Raw genomic sequence first — 19,938 nt, 5'->3', positions numbered from 1 at the left:
CAGGCATGCTTTGCCATCGGAGCTTACAAAATTTGATTTGCACGTCGATTAGCGCGCCAAATCAAGGTGTTAGGCTGTGCCATCGGGTTTCGTGGCGCCATGCCGGCGTCTCGGGGGAGGTTGTGCAGTAAAAGGAGAGCGCCGCGATGCATGCCATCAGCTTCATTCAGGATCTGGCCGTGATCATGCTGGTCGCCGGCGTGGTTACCGTACTGTTCCACCGCATGCGTCAGCCGGTGGTGCTCGGCTACATCCTTGCCGGCTTCATCATCGGGCCGCACACACCGCCTTTCGGGCTGATCCACGACGAGGAAACGATCAAGATCCTCGCCGAGCTCGGGGTGATCTTCCTGATGTTCTTCCTCGGCCTCGAGTTCAGCCTGCGCAAGCTGTTCAACGTGGGCTCCACGGCATTCATCGCGGCGGCGCTGGAGATCGCGCTGATGCTGTGGATCGGCTACGAGATCGGCAGCTTCTTCGGTTGGAGCAAGATGGATTCGCTGTTCCTCGGCGGCATCCTGGCGATCTCCTCGACCACCATCATCGTCAAGGCGCTCAGCGACCTGAAGCTGAAGAACGAGCGCTTCGCCCAGCTGATCTTCGGCGTGCTGATTGTCGAGGACATCCTCGGCATCGGTATCATCGCCCTGCTGTCCGGCATCGCCGTCAGCGGCTCGGTGGAAACCGGCGAAGTGTTTGCCACCGTCGGCAAGCTGTCGCTGTTCATGGTGGTGGCGCTGGTCATCGGTATCCTCCTGGTGCCGCGCATCCTTTCCTATGTGGCCAAGTTCGAGAGCAACGAGATGCTCCTGGTCACCGTGCTCGGTCTGTGCTTCGGCTTCTGCCTGCTGGTGGTCAAGCTGGAATACAGCATGGTGCTGGGCGCCTTCCTGATCGGCGCGATCATGGCCGAGTCGCGCCAGTTGCCGCAGATCGAGCGACTGATCGAGCCGGTGCGCGACATGTTCAGCGCGATCTTCTTCGTCGCCATCGGCCTGCTGATCGACCCGGCCGTGCTGGTCGAGTACGCGATCCCGATCCTGGTGATCACCGTCGCGGTGATCGTCGGCAAGGTAGTGTCCTGCAGTCTCGGTGCCTTCATCGCCGGCAACGACGGGCGCACATCGTTGCGCGTGGGCATGGGCCTGTCGCAGATCGGCGAGTTCTCTTTCATCATCGCCGCGCTGGGCATGACCCTGCAGGTGACCAGCGACTTCCTCTACCCGGTGGCGGTCGCCGTGTCGGCCATCACCACCCTGACCACGCCCTATCTGATTCGCGCCGCCGATCCCTTCTCCCACAGGCTGGCCAGTCTGATGCCGGAGCGCATCGCGCGGGTCTTCGGCATGTACGGCGACTGGCTGCGCAGCATCCAGCCACAGGGGCAGAACGTCATGTTGCTCGGCATGATCCGGCGCATCCTGCTGCAGGTCGGGGTGAACATCGCCCTGGTGGTGGCGATCTTCCTCAGCGCCGCCTATTTCGCCGCGCCGCTGGCTGCCTACCTGGAGCCCTGGGTGCAGGCGCTGAACGTGCAGAAGGCGCTGGTCTGGGGTGGTGCACTGCTGCTGTCGCTGCCGTTCCTGGTGGCGGCCTACCGCAAGCTCAAGGCCCTGGCCATGCTGCTGGCCGAACTCGGCGTGCGCCCGGAGAAGGCCGGCCGGCATACGGTGCGGGTGCGCAAGGTGATCGCCGAGCTGATCCCGCTGCTGTCGCTGGCGGTGATCATGCTGATGCTCGCCGCGCTGTCGGCCAGCATCCTGCCTACCGGCGAGGCGCTGCTGGTGATCGCCCTGGTGGCGGTGGCGGCCATCACCCTGTTCTGGCGCTGGTTGATCCGCCTGCATTCGCGCATGCAGATCGCCCTGCTGGAGACGCTGGAGCAGGACAAGCATGGCTCGCACTGAACGCCTTCAGTCGCTGCGCGTGGCCGGTCGGGCCGCTTTCCGGTAAGCTCTGCGCCCCCTTTGAGACCGACCCGTCATGCGCGTTGCCGATTTCCACTTCGACCTGCCCGATGCCCTGATTGCCCGCCACCCGCTGGCCGAGCGCAGCGCCAGCCGCCTGCTGGTGCTGGATGGGGTGAGTGGCGAGCTGGCGCACCGGCAGTTCGCCGACCTGCTGGAGTACCTGCGCCCCGGTGACCTGATGGTGTTCAACGACACCCGAGTGATCCCGGCGCGCCTGTTCGGCCAGAAGGCCTCCGGCGGCAAGCTGGAAATCCTCGTCGAGCGCGTACTGGACAGCCATCGCGTGCTGGCTCACGTGCGTTCGAGCAAGTCGCCCAAGCCGGGCTCGCTGATCCATATAGAAGGTGGCGGCGAGGCTGAGATGGTCGCCCGTCATGATGCGCTGTTCGAGCTGCGCTTTGGCGAAGAAGTGCTGCCGCTGCTCGATCGTGTCGGTCACATGCCGCTGCCGCCCTATATCGATCGCGCCGACGAGGCCGACGATCGCGAGCGTTACCAGACCGTCTATTCCGACCGCGACAAGGCCGGTGCCGTGGCTGCGCCCACCGCCGGTCTGCACTTCGACGAGGCCTTGCTGGCGGCGGTGCGTGCCAAGGGCGTGGAGAGTGCCTTCGTCACCCTGCATGTCGGCGCCGGCACCTTCCAGCCGGTGCGCGTGGAGCGCATCGAAGACCACCACATGCATCGCGAGTGGCTGCAGGTCGGCCAGGACGTGGTCGATGCGGTGGCGGCCTGCCGTGCGCGCGGAGGCCGGGTGATCGCCGTCGGCACCACCAGTGTGCGTTCGCTGGAGAGCGCGGCCCGCGATGGCGAGCTGAAGGCCTTCAGTGGCGACACCGACATCTTTCTCTACCCGGGCAAGCGCTTCCATGTGGTCGATGCCCTGGTCACCAACTTCCACCTGCCGGAGTCGACCCTGCTGATGCTGGTCTCGGCCTTCGCCGGTTACCCGCAGACCATGGCCGCCTATGCCGCAGCCGTGGAGCAGCAGTACCGCTTCTTCAGCTACGGTGATGCCATGTTCATCACCCGCAATCCCGACCCGCGCGGTCCCGAGGAGACCCCATGAGCCATATGTCCTTCGAGCTGCTGGCCACCGACGGCCGTGCCCGTCGCGGCCGCCTGACCTTCCCGCGTGGCGTGGTGGAGACCCCGGCGTTCATGCCGGTGGGTACCTACGGCACGGTCAAGGGCATGCTGCCGCGCGATGTCGGCGACATCGGCGCGCAGATCATCCTCGGCAACACCTTCCACCTGTGGCTGCGTCCGGGCACCGAGGTGATCAAGAAGCACGGTGACCTGCACGACTTCATGCAGTGGCAGGGGCCGATCCTCACCGACTCCGGCGGCTTCCAGGTGTTCAGCCTGGGCGCCATGCGCAAGATCAAGGAGGAGGGCGTGTACTTCTCCTCGCCGGTGGATGGCGCCAAGGTGTTCATGGGCCCGGAAGAGTCGATGCAGGTACAGCGCGACCTGGGCTCGGACATCGTGATGATCTTCGACGAGTGCACCCCGTACCCGGCCGATGTCGATACCGCCAGGCGCTCCATGGAGCTGTCGCTGCGCTGGGCCAAGCGCTCGAAGAACGCCCACGAGGGTAACCCCTCGGCGCTGTTCGGCATCGTCCAGGGTGGCATGCACGAAGAGCTGCGCCTGCGCTCGCTGGAAGGGCTGATGGAAATCGGCTTCGACGGCCTGGCCATCGGCGGCCTGTCGGTGGGCGAGCCGAAGGAAGAGATGATCCGCGTGCTGGACTTCCTGCCGCCGCATATGCCGAGCGACAAGCCGCGCTACCTGATGGGCGTGGGCAAGCCGGAAGACCTGGTCGAGGGCGTGCGCCGTGGCGTGGACATGTTCGACTGCGTGATGCCGACCCGCAACGCGCGCAACGGCCACCTGTTCATCGACAGCGGCGTGATCAAGATTCGCAATGCCGTGCACAAGCTCGACGACTCGCCACTGGATCCGGCCTGCGACTGCTACACCTGCAAGCACTTCTCCCGCGCCTATCTGCATCACCTGGATAAATGCGGCGAAATGCTGGGAAGCATGCTGAATACCATCCACAACTTGCGCCATTACCAGCGCCTGATGGCTGGTTTGCGCGAGGCAATTCAACAGGGTACATTGGCCGCCTTTGTCGATGCCTTCTACGCCCGGCGCGGCCTGCCGACGCCGCCGCTGGAGCCCTGACGGGATTGAAAACGGCCGGACGCACCCCATCTAGAGGGTGATCCAGTTTCCGCCAACGCCCGCCTCACGAGCGGGCGCCGACAACAACAGTTTCAAGACCTCGTAACTAGGAGTTTTGCATGAGCTTTCTGATTCCCGCCGCCTACGCTGACGCCGCCGCTCCGGCTGCTGCCGCCGGCCCTGCTGGCACCGGTTTCGAGTGGGTGTTCCTGATCGGCTTCCTGGTCATCTTCTATCTGATGATCTGGCGTCCCCAGGCCAAGCGCGCCAAGGAGCACAAGAACCTGCTCGGCGGCCTGCAGAAGGGCGACGAGGTAGTGACCAGCGGCGGCATCGTTGGCAAGGTCACCAAGGTCACCGATGACTTCGTGGTGGTCGAGATCGCCGACAACGTCGAGCTGAAGTTCCAGAAGCAGGCCATCGCAGCGACCCTGCCCAAGGGCACTCTGAAGTCCATCTAACGATTCTTCGTTCACCATTACGGGGCGCCTAAGGCGCCCCGTGTCATAACGGGCGGCGTCATGCTCAACAAATATCCTCTGTGGAAGTACCTGCTGATCCTGGCTGTACTGGCGGTCGGCTTCATCTATTCCGCACCCAACCTGTATCCGGACGATCCGGCCATCCAGATCACCGGTGCCAGCTCGGCGCTGGAGATCGGCCAGGCCGACCTGGATCGCGTCAGCCAGGCGCTGGCCGATGGCGGCCTCGCCGTGAAGTCCGCCAGCCTCGGCGAGAAGCAGGGCCAGGGTGCGCTGCTGCGTCTGACCAAGCAGGAAGACCAGCTGCCGGCCAAAGAGCTGGTGCGCAAGCTGCTGGGTGACGACTACGTGGTCGCCCTCAACCTGGCGCCGACCACTCCGCAGTGGCTGCGTAACCTGGGCGCAGGCCCGATGAAGCTCGGTCTGGACCTGTCCGGTGGTGTGCACTTCCTGCTGGAAGTGGACATGGACAAGGCCATGGACGCGCGCATGAAGGTCTACGAGAGCGAGCTCAAGAGCCTGCTGCGCAAGGAGCGGATCCGTTACCGCAGCCTGCCGCAACAGGATGGCGCCGTTCAGCTGGGCTTCGCCGACAGCGAGACGCTGGAGCAGGCGCAAGCCCTGATCCGCAAGAGCTTCAATGACTTTGCGCTGACCGCCGTAGAGCGTAATGGTCAGCAGGTGCTGCGTCTGGCGCTGACCGAGGCCAAGCGCGCGGAAATCCGCGAATACTCGATCAAGCAGAACCTGACCACCGTACGTAACCGGGTCAACGAGCTGGGCGTGGCCGAGCCGCTGGTACAGCGCCAGGGTGCCAACCGCATCGTGGTCGAGCTGCCGGGCGTGCAGGACACTGCCGAGGCCAAGCGTATTCTCGGCAAGACCGCCAACCTGGAGTTCCGTCTGCAGGCAGAGCCTGATGCCGCGCGCGCGTCCACCGAGCCCTTCGAGTTCCGCGAGTCGGGCCGTCCGGCCGTGGCGCTGGAGCGCAGCCTGATCATCACCGGTGACCAGGTCACCGATGCCCAGGCCAGTTATGACGAGAATGGCCGACCGCAGGTGAACATTCGCCTCGATGGCCATGGCGGCGAGCTGATGAACCGCGCCACCCGCAACAACGTCGGGCGCAGCATGGCGGTGATCTTCATCGAGCAGAAGCCGATGACCCGCTACGTCAAGCAGATGGTCGACGGCGTCGAGAAGGAAGTGGCGGTGCCCTCCTTCAAGGAAGAGAAGAAGATCATCAGCCTGGCCACCATTCAGTCCGCGCTGGGTAGCCAGTTCCGCATCACCGGCCTGAACGGCCAGGGCGAATCCTCCGAACTGGCCCTGCTGCTGCGTGCCGGTGGCCTGGCGGCGCCGATGTACTTCGCCGAAGAACGTACCATCGGCCCGAGCCTGGGTGCCGACAACATCGCCAAGGGTATCGATGCGTCGATCTGGGGCATGATCTTCGTGTCCATCTTCATCATCGCCATCTACCGCTTCTTCGGCGTGCTGGCGACCGTGGCCCTGGGCTTCAACATGGTCCTGCTGCTGGCACTGATGTCGGCGCTGAGCGCGACCCTGACCCTTCCGGGTATCGCCGGTATCGTGTTGACCATGGGTATGGCGGTAGACGCCAACGTGCTGATCTTCTCGCGGATACGCGAAGAGATCGCCAATGGCATGTCGGTGCAGCGCGCCATCCACGAAGGCTTCGATCGTGCCTACTCGGCGATTCTCGACGCCAACCTGACCACTCTGCTGGTCGGCGGCATCCTGTTCGCCATGGGCAGCGGCCCGGTCAAGGGCTTCGCCGTGACCATGTCGCTGGGTATCGTCACTTCGATGTTCACCGCCATCATGGTGACCCGCGCGATGGTCAACCTGATCTTCGGTGGTCGTGACTTCAAGAAGCTGTGGATCTAAGGGGCAGCCATGAAACTCGGAACTATCAACTTCATGGGCATCCGCAACCTTGCGTTTGCCCTGACCATGATCCTGACCCTTGTCGCCCTTGGTAGCTGGTTCTTCAAGGGGCTCAACTTCGGTCTCGACTTCACTGGCGGTAGCCAGATCGAACTGAGCTACGACAAGCCTGCCGACCTCGGTCAGGTGCGCGAGCAGCTGGCTGCTGCCGGCTTTGCTGATGCGGTAGTGCAGAACTTCGGCGCCACCACCGATGTAGTGGTGCGTCTGCAGGGCGATGACCCGCAGCTCGGCAACAAGGTGGCTTCGGCCCTGCAAGCGGCTAGCGGTGACAGCTCGCTGCAGGTGAAGAAGGTCGAGTTCGTAGGCCCGGCAGTCGGTGAAGAGCTGCGTGACCAGGGCGGCCTGGGCATGCTGCTGGCTCTCGGCGGCATCCTCATCTACGTGGCCTTCCGCTTCCAGTGGAAGTTCGCCGTCGGCGCCATCCTCTCGCTGGTGCACGACGTGGTCGTGACCATGGGCATTCTGTCGTTCTTCCAGATCACCTTCGACCTGACGGTGCTGGCGGCGGTGTTGGCGATCATCGGTTACTCGCTGAACGACACCATTGTGGTATTCGACCGGGTGCGCGAGAACTTCCGCGTGCTGCGCAAGGCGACGCTGATCGAGAACATCAACATCTCGACCACCCAGACCCTGCTGCGCACCATCGCTACCTCGGTGTCCACCCTGCTGGCGATCGTCGCTCTGCTGGTGTTCGCCGGCGACAACCTATGGGGCTTCTCCATCGCCCTGTTCGTCGGTGTGCTGGCCGGTACCTACTCGTCGATCTACATCGCCAACGTGGTGCTGATCTGGCTGAACCTGACCAGCGAGGATCTGATCCCGCCGGCGGTTGCCGAAGAGGTGGACGAGCGTCCCTGAGTCGCTCTCCCGTATATCCGAAGCCCGGCCCAGTGCCGGGCTTCGTGCTTTACTGGTGTGCGCTTCGTCGCAGTTGTCGCGCTGTGCTGCAGCGAGCCGGGAACTCGCCTTGATCGAGTCGATCCAAGGCAGGGAGTAGGGCATGAAAGCCCGGCAACCGAAGTCTGTGGAGGACCCCATGAATAAGTCGATGATCGTAGGTGCAGTGCTGGGTGCAGTGGGCGTGACCGCCGGCGGCGCAGTGGCCACCTATAGCCTGGTGGGCGGCCCCCAGTACGCCGAGGTGCTGGCCGTGCAGCCGATCAATGAAACCATCAAGACCCCGCGCGAAGTCTGCCAGGACGTGGCGGTGACTCGCCAGGCGCCGGTCAAGGATCAGCATCAGATCGCCGGTACCGTGCTCGGTGCCGTGGCTGGCGGCCTGCTGGGTAACCAGATCGGCGGCGGCAACGGCAAGAAGATCGCCACCGTGGCGGGCGCTGTGGGTGGCGGCTATGCCGGTAACAAAGTGCAGGAAGGCATGCAGGAACGCGACACCTACACCACTACCGAAACCCGCTGCCACACCGTGACCGATACCAGTCAGAAGCTGGTGGGCTACGACGTGAAGTATCAGCTGGACGGCAAGGTTGGCCAGGTGCGCATGGATCGTGATCCGGGCTCGCAGATCCCGGTCAACAAGGAGGGTCAACTGGTGCTGACGCAGGCTGCCCAGTAAGTTCTGGCAGAAACAAAAAAGCCGCCCTCGGGCGGCTTTTTCATTGGCTGGCGATCAGCGCTTCATCGATGGCGCCAGGTGCGGCTGGATAGCGGTCAGCACGGCCTTGAAGCACTTGGTGTTGCCGGCGACGATCTGGCCCTTGTCGAGGAAGTCGTGGCCGCCATTGAAGTCGCTGACCAAGCCGCCTGCTTCCTGGATCAGCAGGGCGCCGGCCGCCATGTCCCATTCGGACAGGCCGAACTCCCAGAAAGCGTCGTAACGACCGGAGGCGACATAGGCCAGGTCCAGGCTGGCGGCGCCGGCGCGGCGGATGCCGGCGGTCTGGCCGACCAGGCTGCGGAACATGCCCAGGTAGTTGTCCAGGTTGTCGACCTGGTCGTTACGGAAGGGGAAGCCGGTGCCGAGCAGCGCGCCGTCCAGGCTCTTGCGGTTGCTGACACGAATGCGGCGGCCGTTAACGGCGGCGCCACGGCCGCGGCTGGCGGTGAACTCTTCCTGGCGGACCGGGTCGAGCACCACCGCGTGCTCCAGGCGGCCGCGATATTTGCAGGCGATGCTCACGGCGAAGTGCGGTACGCCGCGCAGGAAGTTGGTGGTGCCGTCCAGCGGGTCGATGATCCACTGGTAGTCGGCGCCTTCGCCGGTGCCGGCGATGCTGCCGCCTTCCTCGCCGAGGAAGCCGTGGGTCGGGTAGGCCTTCTGCAGCGCCTGGATGATGGTCTGCTCGGCGGCACGATCGACTTCGCTGACGTAGTCGTGGGCATCCTTCTCGTTGACCGAGATGACGTCCAGGCGTTCGACGGAGCGGATGATCAGTTCGCCGGCACTGCGCGCAGCGCGCAGCGCGATATTCAGCATGGGCTGCATGGAAGGTTACCTGGGGTCGTTAAAGAGGAAAGCCGGCCATTCTAGCAGACTAGCTTTTTCTGTGCAGCCAGGGTGTTTCCGTGCATGGCGCAGTGCGGAGGCATTCTGTAACATTCATGGCCCTTTTCGCATTTTCAAGCGGAGCTGGCGTTGCTGCAGAACATTCGCGTCGTCCTGGTTAACACCAGTCACCCCGGCAATATTGGCGGTGCCGCGCGGGCCATGAAGAACATGGGCCTGTCGCGTCTCGTGCTGGTCGATCCGGAAGACTTTCCCAGTAGCGAGGCGGTTGCCCGCGCCTCTGGTGCTACCGATATTCTCGACAATGCCGTGGTGGTCAAAACGCTGGAGGAGGCGCTGGTCGGCTGCAGCGTGGCTCTCGGCACCAGCGCGCGCGATCGGCGCATTCCTTGGCCGCTGCTCGACCCGCGCGAGTGCGCGACCACCTCGTTGCAACACGTGGCGCAGGGCGGCGAAGTGGCGCTGGTGTTCGGTCGCGAATATGCCGGCCTTACCAATGACGAGCTGCAGCGTTGCCAGTTCCATGTGCACATTCCGTCCAATCCGGAGTTCAGTTCGCTGAATCTAGCGGCTGCGGTGCAGGTGCTGGCCTACGAGGTGCGTATGGCCTGGCTGGCTGCTGAGGGGCAGCCGACCAAGATGAACAAGCTGGAAACCACGGCGATGCTCAATACTCAGCCGGTGACCACGGATGAGCTCGAGCTGTTCTACGGTCATCTGGAGGGTACTCTGGTCGAGATCGGCTTCCTCGATCCCGCCAGTCCGCGTCATCTGATGTCTCGTCTGCGTCGCCTGTATGGTCGCGCCGAAGTGAGCAAGCTGGAAATGAACATCCTGCGCGGCATCCTGACCGAAACCCAGAAGGCGGTGCGTGGCGAGTCCCCCAAGCGGAGAAAAGACGATGTTTGAGCGTGTGCGCGAAGATATCCAGAGCGTATTCCATCGCGATCCGGCGGCGCGTAATGCCTTCGAAGTGGTCACCTGCTACCCGGGGCTGCACGCCGTCTGGTTGCACCGTGTCGCTCACGCGCTGTGGGTGCGTGGCTGGAAGTGGTTGGCGCGCCTGGTGTCGAACTTCGGGCGCTGGATGACCGGTATCGAAATCCATCCGGGCGCGAAGATCGGTCGGCGCTTCTTCATTGACCACGGCATGGGCATCGTCATAGGCGAAACTGCCGAGATCGGTGATGACGTCACTCTCTACCAGGGTGTGACCCTGGGTGGCACTAGCTGGAACAAGGGCAAGCGCCACCCGACCCTAGGTGATGGCGTGGTGGTCGGTGCTGGTGCCAAGGTGCTCGGTCCGTTCACGGTCGGCGCCGGTGCCAAGGTCGGCTCCAATGCAGTGGTGACCAAGGAGGTGCCGCCAGGTGCGACCGTGGTCGGTATTCCGGGACGCATCATCGCCAAGAGCGACGACGAGCAGGAAGCCAAGCGCCAGGCCATGGCCGAGAAGCTCGGTTTCGATGCCTACGGCGTCGGCCAGGACATGCCGGACCCGGTGGCGCGCGCCATTGGCCAGTTACTCGACCACCTGCATGCGGTGGATGGGCGCTTGGAAGGCATGTGCTCGGCGCTGAAGGAGCTGGGTAGCGACTACTGCGCCAAGGATCTGCCGGCGCTGCGCGACGAAGACTTCGCCGATGTCTGCAAGGAGCAGGGCGACAAGCCGGCTGCCTGACTACTAAATAGTCTGCTATCATTCGCGCCCCGAACTGCGCCTAAATCCGACTGTTTTAATCGGTCTTATAGTTGACCTAAATAGTCGGAAAAGGCGATACTTGCGGCAACTCAGCTAACTCGTGGTGCGAATGCCATGCGTCTGACCACCAAAGGTCGCTACGCCGTCACTGCCATGCTCGACCTGGCGCTGCATGCCCAGAGCGGGCCTGTGTCGCTGGCGGACATCTCCGAGCGGCAGGGTATTTCCCTGTCCTATCTGGAGCAGCTGTTCGCCAAGTTGCGCCGTGGCAACCTGGTCAGCAGCGTGCGTGGCCCGGGTGGTGGCTATCAGCTGTCGCGCGACATGCGAGTGATCCAGGTGGCCCAGGTGATCGACGCGGTCAACGAGTCGGTCGATGCCACCCGTTGCCAGGGCATGGGCGATTGCCACTCCGGCGACACCTGTCTGACCCACCATCTGTGGTGCGACCTCAGTCAGCAGATTCACGAATTCCTCAGCGGCATCAGCCTGGCTGATTTGGTGACCCGGCGCGAAGTGCAGGAAGTTGCACAGCGTCAGGATCAGCGCCGCCGCAACGGCAGGATGCCGCAGCTGGACAAGATCGAAGCGTCCGCCATCGAGTGAGCAGGGCGCCTGCCTGAATAGGAGATACCTGATGAGATTGCCGATTTACCTCGACTATTCCGCCACCACTCCGGTCGACCCGCGCGTGGCGCAGAAGATGAGTGAGTGCCTGCTGGTGGATGGCAACTTTGGCAACCCGGCATCGCGTTCCCACGTATTTGGCTGGAAGGCCGAAGAGGCGGTGGAGAATGCTCGTCGCCAGGTGGCCGAGCTGGTCAATGCCGACCCGCGCGAGATCGTCTGGACCTCCGGTGCCACCGAGTCCGACAACCTGGCCATCAAGGGTGTCGCGCACTTCTACAGCACCAAGGGCAAGCACATCATCACCTCGAAGATCGAGCACAAGGCGGTGCTGGACACCACCCGCCAGCTGGAGCGCGAAGGCTTCGAAGTGACCTATATCGAGCCGGGCGAAGACGGCCTGATCACTCCGGCAATGATCGAGGCGGCGCTGCGCGAGGACACCATTCTGGTGTCGGTGATGCACGTCAACAACGAGATCGGCACCATCAATGACATCACTGCCATCGGCGAGCTGACCCGCTCGCGTGGCGTGCTGTTCCACGTCGATGCGGCGCAGTCCACCGGCAAGGTGGAGATCGACCTGGAGAAGATGAAGGTCGACCTGATGTCCTTCTCCGCGCACAAGACCTACGGCCCGAAAGGCGTTGGCGCCCTGTATGTGCGCCGCAAGCCGCGCGTGCGTCTGGAAGCCCAGACCCATGGTGGCGGTCACGAGCGCGGCATGCGCTCCGGTACCCTGGCGACCCACCAGTGCGTCGGCATGGGTGAGGCGTTCCGTATTGCCAAGCAAGAGATGGCGCAGGAAAACCAGCGTGTTCTGGCGCTGCGCGATCGCTTCTACAAGCAGCTCGAAGGCATGGAAGAGCTGTACGTCAACGGCAGCCTGACTCAGCGCGTGCCGCACAACCTGAACCTCAGCTTCAACTACGTCGAGGGCGAGTCGCTGATCATGGCGCTCAAGGACCTGGCGGTTTCCTCCGGTTCCGCCTGTACCTCCGCCTCGCTGGAGCCGTCCTACGTGCTGCGTGCACTGGGGCGCAACGACGAGCTGGCGCACAGCTCGATCCGTTTCACCTTCGGTCGCTTCACCACCGAGGAAGAAGTCGATTACGCGGCCAGCAAAGTGGCCGATGCGGTGAGCAAGCTGCGTGAGCTATCGCCGCTGTGGGACATGTTCAAAGAGGGTGTCGACATCTCCAAGGTCGAATGGCAGGCACACTGATTTTCGAGTCGCCTGTAGAGCGGCACCTGATGAGAGAGGATTTGCAACATGGCATACAGTGAAAAGGTCATCGACCATTACGAAAACCCGCGGAACGTCGGCAAGATGGATTCCGAGGACCCGGACGTTGGCACCGGCATGGTCGGTGCACCGGCCTGCGGCGACGTGATGCGTCTGCAGATCAAGGTCAACGAGCAGGGCGTGATCGAAGACGCCAAGTTCAAGACCTATGGCTGCGGTTCGGCCATCGCCTCCAGCTCCCTCGCTACCGAGTGGATGAAGGGCAAGACCCTGGATGAGGCCGAGTCGATCAAGAACACCCAGCTGGCCGAAGAACTGGCCCTGCCGCCGGTGAAGATCCACTGCTCCGTGCTCGCCGAGGACGCCATCAAGGCGGCCGTGCGCGACTACAAGCAGAAGAAAGGTCTGCTCTGAGTCTTAAGGAGTCGCTATGGCCATCACCATGACTGAAGCCGCCGCCCGCCACGTGCAGCGTTCCATCGATGGGCGCGGCAAGGGCGAGGGCATTCGCCTCGGCGTGCGCACCACCGGCTGCTCCGGCCTGGCCTATGTGCTGGAGTTCGTCGACGAAGTAGCGGGCGAGGATCAGGTCTTCGAAAGCTTCGGCGTCAAGGTGATCATCGATCCGAAGAGCCTGAGCTACCTGGACGGCACCGAGCTGGACTTCGTCCGTGAAGGCCTCAACGAGGGCTTCAAGTTCAACAACCCCAACGTGCGCGGCGAATGCGGCTGCGGCGAGAGCTTCAACGTCTGAGGCTGGTTGTTGTGGGTAGTCCCTGTCATTTCGCCCTGTTCGAACTGCAGCCGGCGTTCCGCCTGGATCAGGCGCAGCTGTCCTCTCGCTATCGCGAGCTGGCCAAGGCCGTGCATCCGGACCGTTTCGCCGACGCCAGCGAGCGCGAGCAGCGCCTGGCGCTGGAGCAGTCGGCGCGCCTCAATGAGGCCTATCAGACCCTGAAGAGTGCGCCGCGGCGTGCGCTCTACCTGCTGGCGCTGGGCGGTCGTGAGTTGCCGCTGGAAGTGACGGTGCAGGACCCCGAGTTCCTCTTGCAGCAGATGCGCTGGCGCGAGGAGCTGGAGGATCTGCAGGACAGTGCCGACCTGGCAGGCGTGGCGCTGTTCAAGAAGCGCCTGAAGGCTGCTCAGGATGAGCTGGACGAAGATTTTGCCGCTTGCTGGAACGATGCCGCGCGCCGCGAAGACGCCGAGCGCCTGGTGCGCCGCATGCAGTTTCTCGACAAGCTGGCCCACGAAGTGCGCGATCTGGAAGAGCGCCTCGACGACTAACCCGGCGCAGCCCGCGCTGCGCGCCTGAATACATAGAGCACCATGGCCCTATTGCAGATCGCCGAGCCCGGGCAGAGCCCGCAACCCCACCAGCGTCGCCTGGCCGTGGGCATCGACCTGGGTACTACCAATTCGCTGGTCGCTGCGGTGCGCAGCGGTCTCTCTGCGCCGCTGGCCGATGCCGAGGGGCAGGTCATTCTGCCTTCCGCTGTGCGCTATCACGCCGATCGCGTCGAGGTTGGCGCGATTGCCAAGTCCGCTGCCGCGCAGGATCCGCTGAATACCGTGCTGTCGGTCAAGCGCCTGATGGGGCGGGGCGTCGAGGACGTCAAGCAGCTCGGTGATCAGCTGCCCTACCGCTTCGCCGAAGGCGAGTCGCACATGCCGTTCATCGAGACGGTGCAGGGGGCCAAGAGCCCGGTGGAGATTTCGGCCGAGATTCTCAAGGCCCTGCGCCTGCGCGCCGAAGCCAGTCTGGGTGGCGAGCTGGTCGGGGCGGTGATCACCGTGCCGGCCTATTTTGATGACGCTCAGCGTCAGGCGACCAAGGATGCGGCGCGCCTCGCCGGCCTGAGTGTGTTGCGCCTGCTCAACGAGCCCACCGCTGCCGCCGTGGCCTATGGCCTGGACAAGGGCGCCGAGGGCGTGGTCGCGATCTACGACCTGGGTGGCGGTACTTTCGATATTTCCGTGTTGCGTCTGTCTCGCGGTGTGTTCGAGGTGCTGGCGACCGGTGGTGATAGCGCTTTGGGTGGCGACGACTTCGACCATGCCATCGCTGGCTGGATCATTGAGCAGGCAGGCTTGTCCCATGACCTCGACCCGGCAGCGCAGCGCCGCTTGTTGCAGGCCGCCTGTGCGGCGAAAGAGGCGCTGACCGACGTCGATCAGGTTGCCGTGGCCCATGATGGCTGGTCCGGCGAGCTGACTCGCAGCCAGTTCGAGGCGCTGATCGAGCCGATGATCGCGCGCAGCCTCAAGGCTTGCCGCCGCGCTGTGCGCGACGCGGGCATCGAGATCGATGAGGTCGAGGCGGTGGTCATGGTCGGCGGTTCCACCCGCGTGCCGCGTGTGCGCGAGGCGGTGGGCGAGCTGTTTGGCCGTGCGCCGCTGACCGATATCGATCCGGACCAAGTCGTGGCCATCGGTGCCGCCATCCAGGCCGATACCCTGGCTGGTAATCAGCGCGGCAATGGTGAGGAGCTGTTGCTGCTCGACGTGATTCCGCTGTCCCTGGGGCTGGAGACCATGGGCGGCCTGATGGAAAAGGTGATTCCGCGCAACACCACCATTCCGGTTGCGCGGGCTCAGGACTTCACGACTTACAAAGACGGCCAGACTGCCATGGCCATCCAGGTGCTGCAGGGCGAGCGTGAGCTGGTCAAGGACTGCCGCTCCCTGGCGCGCTTCGAGCTGCGCGGTATTCCACCGATGGTCGCCGGCGCAGCGAAGATTCGCGTGACCTTCCAGGTCGACGCCGACGGCCTGCTCAGCGTCGCGGCGCGCGAGCTGGGCTCGGGCGTGGAGGCTAGTATTCAGGTCAAGCCGTCGTATGGCCTGACCGATGGCGAGATCGCCCGCATGCTGCAGGATTCGTTCAGCAATGCCGGTGGCGACAAGGCTGCCCGCGCACTGCGTGAGCAGCAGGTCGAGGCCGAGCGCCTGCTCGAAGCCGTGCAGGCGGCGCTGGACGCTGATGGCGAGCGCCTGCTCGGCGAGGATGAGCGGATCGCTATCCTGTCTGCCATGGACGAGCTGCGCAGCCTGGCTGTGGGTGCCGAAACCCATGCCATCGAGCAGCAGACCAAGCGTCTGTCGCAGATCACCGATGCCTTCGCCGCCCGGCGGATGGATGCCACCGTCAAGGCGGCCCTGTCCGGGCGTCGACTCAATGAAATCGAGGACAACTGATGCCGCAGGTCATTTTTCTGCCCCACGAGAAGTTCTGCCCTGAGGGCATGGTCGTAGAGGCCGAGCCGGGTACTTCCATTCTCGAACTGGCGCATGAACACCATATCGAGATGGAGAGCGCCTGTGGCGGCGTCTGCGCCTGCACCACCTGTCACTGCATCATCCGCGAAGGGTTCGCTTCGCTGGAGGAGGCGGACGAGCTGGAAGAGGACTTCCTCGATCGCGCCTGGGGTCTTGAGGCTCAGTCGCGCCTGGCCTGCCAGGCGATAGTCGGCACGGAAGACCTGACTGTGGAAATCCCGAAATACTCGCTCAACCACGCCGCTGAGGCGCCGCACTGATCCAAGGAGCTGTCATGAGTCTGAAATGGGCTGATGTGCTGGATATCGCCATCGAACTGGCGGAAAGCCGTCCGGATACCGATCCGCGTTATGTCAATTTCGTCGATCTGCATCGCTGGGTGCTGGCCCTGCCGGATTTCAGCGACGACCCGCAGCGTGGCGGCGAGAAGGTGCTGGAAGCCATCCAGGCGGCCTGGATCGACGAACTCGACTGAGTCGCACCGCCTCAGGGCGCTGCCCTACGCATTTCCCTCTAACCCGCGTATAATTCGCGGGTTTAATTTTTCGCTTTAACTCTGGAGCTTCAAATGGCTGTTCAACGTACTTTCTCCATCATCAAGCCGGATGCCGTTGCCAAGAACGTCATCGGTGAAATCACCACCCGTTTCGAGAAGGCCGGCCTGCGCGTCGTCGCTTCCAAAATGGTTCAGCTGTCCGAGCGCGAAGCTGCTGGCTTCTACGCCGAGCACAGCGAGCGTGGCTTCTTCAAGGATCTGGTTGCCTTCATGACCTCCGGTCCGGTCATCGTCCAGGTTCTGGAAGGCGAAGACGCCGTCCTGAAAAACCGTGAACTGATGGGCGCCACCAACCCGAAAGAAGCTGCTGCCGGCACCATCCGCGCCGACTTCGCCGTTTCCATCGACGAGAACGCCGTACACGGTTCCGACTCCGAGGCTTCCGCCGCTCGCGAGATCGCGTACTTCTTCTCCGCCACCGAGGTGTGCGCTCGCATTCGCTAAGCGCGAACCAGCGAGGGTGAATCCATGACTGATGTAGCCAAGACCAATCTGCTGGGGCTGACCCAGTCCGAGATGGAAAGCTTCTTCGAGAGTATCGGAGAGAAGCGCTTCCGCGCCGGTCAGGTCATGAAATGGATTCACCATTTTGGCGTCGAGGACTTCGACGCCATGAGCAATCTCGGCAAGGCTCTGCGCGAAAAGCTCAGTGCCTGCGCCGAGATTCGCGGTCCCGAGATCGTCAGCCAGGACATCTCCAGCGACGGCACCCGCAAGTGGGTGGTGCGCGTGGCGTCCGGCAGCTGCGTCGAGACCGTGTATATCCCGCAAGGCGGCCGTGGCACCCTCTGCGTGTCGTCCCAGGCCGGCTGTGCGCTGGATTGCAGTTTCTGTTCCACCGGTAAGCAGGGCTTCAACAGCGACCTGACTGCCGCGGAAATCATCGGCCAGGTGTGGATCGCCAACAAATCCTTCGGCACCGTGCCGGCCAAGATCGACCGTGCCATCACCAACGTGGTGATGATGGGCATGGGCGAGCCTCTACTGAATTTCGACAATGTCGTACCGGCCATGCAGATCATGATGGATGATCTGGGCTACGGCATTTCCAAGCGCAAGGTGACCCTGTCCACCTCTGGTGTGGTGCCCATGATCGACAAGCTGGCGACCGTCACCGACGTGTCTCTGGCCCTGTCGCTGCACGCACCGAACGACGAGCTGCGCAACCAGTTGGTGCCGCTCAACAAGAAATATCCGCTGGAAGTGTTGCTGGCGGCTTGCCGCCGCTACATCGAGGGTCTGGGCGAGAAACGCTTCCTGACCATCGAGTACACCCTGCTCAAGGACGTCAACGACCAGCCGGAACACGCTGCGCAGATGATCGCACTTCTCAAGGATTTTCCTTGCAAGATCAATCTGATTCCGTTTAATCCCTTCCCCTTCTCCGGTTACGAACGGCCGAGCAACAACGCTATCCGTCGCTTCCAGGACCTGCTGCACAAGGCCGGCTTCAACGTCACCGTGCGTACCACGCGCGGTGACGATATCGACGCCGCCTGCGGTCAGCTGGTCGGCCAGGTGCAGGACCGCACCCGGCGCAGCGAGCGTTACATCGCCGTACGTCAGCTGGGCAGCGAGGCCGCAGAGCCTCGCGATGCTGCCAACCGAAACTGAAGGGGAGGAACTCCATGACCTTGCGCGCTGCGCTCTATCTGTCTCTTGTCTGCCTGCTGGCAGGGTGTGTGAGAATCGGCGGGGCGGTTGATCCGCTAACCACGGACAAAGGACGGGATGCGGCGCGTGATGCCTATATCCAACTCGCTCTGGGGCACCTCCAGCAAGGCGCCACGGAGAAGGCCAAGGAACCCCTGAAAAAGGCGCTTGAACTGGACCCGTCCAGTTCCGATGCTCATGCGATGCTGGCACTGGTCTTCCAGCAGGAGATGGAGCCGGGGCTTGCCGACCAGCACTACAAGAAGGCTATTTCTCTGAGCCGGGGCGAGGCCCGCCTGCACAACAACTATGGCGGCTTCCTCTATGAGCAGAAGCGCTACGCAGACGCCTTGGAGCAGTTCACCATCGCCTCTCAGGATACTCTCTACCCTGAGCGTTCCCGAGTATTTGAAAACCTTGGACTGACCTCACTGCAGATGGGTAAGCGCGATCAGGCCAAAGCCTATTTCGAACGAGCTTTGCGCATGAACAGCAATCGCCCCACTGCACTCCTGCAGATGGCGCAGCTGTCATTCGATAGCGGGCAGTATGTGCCTGCGCGTAGCTATTACGTGGAATATGGCAAACATGCCAAGCAGACTCCACAAAGCCTGCTGCTGGGCATCCGCCTTGCCAAGGTCTTCGAAGACCGTGACCAGGCCGCCAGCCTCGGCTTGCAGATGAAACGCCTCTATCCGGGTACCCCGGAATACCAGCAATACCTGTCGGAGCAGTGATGAAAGCCTCGCATCCTGAAGTTGTAGCCGCGCACCGGGCCAACCCTGGGGAGACGCTGCGCAAGGTACGCGAAAGCAAGGGCCTGGGGCTCAGTGATGTGGCCGTGCAGCTCAATCTGACGGCGCAGGCCCTGCGTAATCTCGAGGCTGGTGCCTTCGATCAGCTGCCGGGGCACACCTTCGCTCGCGGCTATGTGCGTGCCTACGCCAAGCTAATGGGGATGGAGTCGGATCAACTGGTCACCGAGTTCGATCAGTACACCGGCACCGATGCTACTGGCAGCAGTGTTTCCAGTTTGGCCCGCATTGAGGAGCCGGCTCGTGTATCGCAGAGCCTGGTGAAGCTGTTCAGCGTGGTTGCACTGGTCGCGCTGGGTGGTGTCGGCTTCGTCTGGTGGCAAGGTCAGAGCCAGCGCCTGGGCGCCGATACCGCAGGTGCGGGTATCGAGCACGTCGAGGTTGAAGGTGCCGATGGCACTACCGAGATTCACCCGCTGGCCGAGCCGGAAGATCAGGCCGTAGCCGAGGCTCAGGCCGAAGCGCCGCTCGAAGAGGTGCCTCCGGTGGTCGATCCCGCGCAGCAGCCCGAAGAAGAGGGCGCAGCTGTTGAGTCTACCGCTCAGGCCGAGGCGCCTCAGGCACCTGCTGCCAGCGAGCAGCCCGTAGCACCGACCGCTCCGACCGCACCGACAGCGCCTGTGACTCCCGCACCGGCCACGGCCCAGGTTCCGCCTGTCGCGCCGGCCACAGAGACTACCGCTCCTACTGCACCGGCAGCCGCCGCTCCAGTCGCTCCGGCGGCGGGCGAGGCGCTGGTCAATCTGCAGTTCACTGCCGATTGCTGGACGCAGTTGACCGATGCCAACGGCAAGGTGCTGCTCAGCGCCCTCAAGCGCCGTGGCGACAGTGTCGAGCTGGTCGGCAAGGCTCCGCTGGAGCTACGCCTGGGCTATGCCCGCGGCGCGGTAGTGCTGGTCAATGGTCAGCCAGTCGATGTCGCTTCCTCCACCCACGGTGAGACCGCCCGCCTCAAGCTGGGGCAGTGAGCC

At 63.4% G+C, this 19,938-nt stretch carries 22 protein-coding genes; 21 read left to right on the top strand and 1 reads right to left on the bottom strand.

Annotated elements, in window-relative coordinates; all coding sequences use genetic code 11:
• The first annotated feature begins 146 nt into the window (after positions 1–146).
• From IP89_RS07420 to IP89_RS07390, 7 genes are all read left to right on the top strand, one after another.
• Positions 147–1,907, top strand: coding sequence for a cation:proton antiporter (locus IP89_RS07420; protein ID WP_043308717.1), 1,761 nt, complete (start codon positions 147–149; stop codon positions 1,905–1,907).
• A gap of 76 nt (positions 1,908–1,983) precedes the next feature.
• Positions 1,984–3,039, top strand: coding sequence for a tRNA preQ1(34) S-adenosylmethionine ribosyltransferase-isomerase QueA (gene queA, locus IP89_RS07415; RefSeq protein ID WP_043308715.1), 1,056 nt, complete (start codon positions 1,984–1,986; stop codon positions 3,037–3,039).
• 5 nt (positions 3,040–3,044) lie between these two features.
• On the top strand, positions 3,045–4,163 hold the full coding sequence (gene tgt, locus IP89_RS07410; RefSeq protein ID WP_043309036.1) for a tRNA guanosine(34) transglycosylase Tgt: 1,119 nt from the start codon (positions 3,045–3,047) through the stop codon (positions 4,161–4,163).
• 119 nt (positions 4,164–4,282) lie between these two features.
• A complete protein-coding gene (gene yajC / locus IP89_RS07405; protein WP_043308714.1) occupies positions 4,283–4,624 on the top strand; it encodes a preprotein translocase subunit YajC in 342 nt (113 codons plus the stop codon).
• 60 nt (positions 4,625–4,684) lie between these two features.
• Entirely contained in the window at positions 4,685–6,556 is a 1,872-nt protein-coding gene (secD, locus tag IP89_RS07400) for a protein translocase subunit SecD (protein ID WP_043308712.1), read from the top strand.
• Between the two features lie 9 nt (positions 6,557–6,565).
• Positions 6,566–7,480 carry a protein translocase subunit SecF gene (secF, locus tag IP89_RS07395; RefSeq protein WP_043308710.1) on the top strand — a complete coding sequence of 305 codons (915 nt, stop codon included), beginning with the start codon at positions 6,566–6,568 and terminating at the stop codon, positions 7,478–7,480.
• 178 nt (positions 7,481–7,658) lie between these two features.
• Entirely contained in the window at positions 7,659–8,198 is a 540-nt protein-coding gene (locus tag IP89_RS07390) for a glycine zipper 2TM domain-containing protein (protein WP_043308709.1), read from the top strand.
• Between the two features lie 54 nt (positions 8,199–8,252).
• Here IP89_RS07390 and suhB read toward each other — a convergent pair whose 3' ends face one another.
• A complete protein-coding gene (gene suhB, locus IP89_RS07385) occupies positions 8,253–9,068 on the bottom strand; it encodes an inositol-phosphate phosphatase (protein ID WP_043308707.1) in 816 nt (271 codons plus the stop codon).
• A 150-nt stretch (positions 9,069–9,218) separates the two neighbouring features.
• Between suhB and trmJ the strand changes: the two genes are divergently transcribed.
• From trmJ to IP89_RS07315, 14 genes are all read left to right on the top strand, one after another.
• Complete coding sequence (gene trmJ, locus IP89_RS07380) at positions 9,219–9,998, top strand: tRNA (cytosine(32)/uridine(32)-2'-O)-methyltransferase TrmJ (protein WP_043308705.1); 780 nt, start codon at positions 9,219–9,221, stop codon at positions 9,996–9,998.
• On the top strand, positions 9,991–10,770 hold the full coding sequence (cysE, locus tag IP89_RS07375; RefSeq protein WP_043308704.1) for a serine O-acetyltransferase: 780 nt from the start codon (positions 9,991–9,993) through the stop codon (positions 10,768–10,770). Before trmJ ends, cysE begins: the two co-directional genes overlap by 8 nt.
• 135 nt (positions 10,771–10,905) lie before the next feature.
• Positions 10,906–11,397: a Fe-S cluster assembly transcriptional regulator IscR gene (gene iscR / locus IP89_RS07370; protein WP_043308703.1), complete on the top strand. Its 492-nt coding sequence runs from the start codon at positions 10,906–10,908 to the stop codon at positions 11,395–11,397.
• Positions 11,398–11,428: 31 nt separating this feature from the next.
• Positions 11,429–12,643, top strand: coding sequence for an IscS subfamily cysteine desulfurase (locus IP89_RS07365; protein WP_043308701.1), 1,215 nt, complete (start codon positions 11,429–11,431; stop codon positions 12,641–12,643).
• A gap of 48 nt (positions 12,644–12,691) precedes the next feature.
• Complete coding sequence (gene iscU / locus IP89_RS07360) at positions 12,692–13,078, top strand: Fe-S cluster assembly scaffold IscU (protein WP_043308698.1); 387 nt, start codon at positions 12,692–12,694, stop codon at positions 13,076–13,078.
• Positions 13,079–13,094: 16 nt separating this feature from the next.
• Complete coding sequence (gene iscA / locus IP89_RS07355; RefSeq protein WP_043308696.1) at positions 13,095–13,418, top strand: iron-sulfur cluster assembly protein IscA; 324 nt, start codon at positions 13,095–13,097, stop codon at positions 13,416–13,418.
• A gap of 11 nt (positions 13,419–13,429) precedes the next feature.
• On the top strand, positions 13,430–13,951 hold the full coding sequence (gene hscB, locus IP89_RS07350) for a co-chaperone HscB (protein WP_043308695.1): 522 nt from the start codon (positions 13,430–13,432) through the stop codon (positions 13,949–13,951).
• A gap of 42 nt (positions 13,952–13,993) precedes the next feature.
• A complete protein-coding gene (hscA, locus tag IP89_RS07345) occupies positions 13,994–15,862 on the top strand; it encodes a Fe-S protein assembly chaperone HscA (RefSeq protein WP_043308693.1) in 1,869 nt (622 codons plus the stop codon).
• Entirely contained in the window at positions 15,862–16,203 is a 342-nt protein-coding gene (gene fdx, locus IP89_RS07340; RefSeq protein ID WP_043308692.1) for an ISC system 2Fe-2S type ferredoxin, read from the top strand. The genes hscA and fdx overlap by 1 nt, the downstream gene beginning before the upstream one ends.
• Before the next feature lie 14 nt (positions 16,204–16,217).
• A complete protein-coding gene (gene iscX / locus IP89_RS07335; RefSeq protein WP_043308690.1) occupies positions 16,218–16,418 on the top strand; it encodes a Fe-S cluster assembly protein IscX in 201 nt (66 codons plus the stop codon).
• A gap of 93 nt (positions 16,419–16,511) precedes the next feature.
• Entirely contained in the window at positions 16,512–16,943 is a 432-nt protein-coding gene (gene ndk / locus IP89_RS07330) for a nucleoside-diphosphate kinase (protein WP_043308688.1), read from the top strand.
• Between the two features lie 24 nt (positions 16,944–16,967).
• A complete protein-coding gene (gene rlmN / locus IP89_RS07325; RefSeq protein ID WP_043308686.1) occupies positions 16,968–18,113 on the top strand; it encodes a 23S rRNA (adenine(2503)-C(2))-methyltransferase RlmN in 1,146 nt (381 codons plus the stop codon).
• A gap of 14 nt (positions 18,114–18,127) precedes the next feature.
• Positions 18,128–18,889: a type IV pilus biogenesis/stability protein PilW gene (gene pilW, locus IP89_RS07320; protein ID WP_043308685.1), complete on the top strand. Its 762-nt coding sequence runs from the start codon at positions 18,128–18,130 to the stop codon at positions 18,887–18,889.
• Positions 18,889–19,935 (top strand): RodZ family helix-turn-helix domain-containing protein, encoded by a 1,047-nt coding sequence (locus tag IP89_RS07315; RefSeq protein ID WP_043308684.1) that lies wholly within the window; start codon positions 18,889–18,891, stop codon positions 19,933–19,935. The genes pilW and IP89_RS07315 overlap by 1 nt, the downstream gene beginning before the upstream one ends.
• The last annotated feature ends 3 nt before the right edge of the window (positions 19,936–19,938 follow it).

The sequence above is a fragment of the Pseudomonas sp. ML96 genome (assembly GCF_000761545.1).
GTDB lineage: Bacteria > Pseudomonadota > Gammaproteobacteria > Pseudomonadales > Pseudomonadaceae > Aquipseudomonas.
Note: the sequence above shows the minus strand (reverse complement) of the source record. Positions and strands in the feature narration are given on the sequence as shown.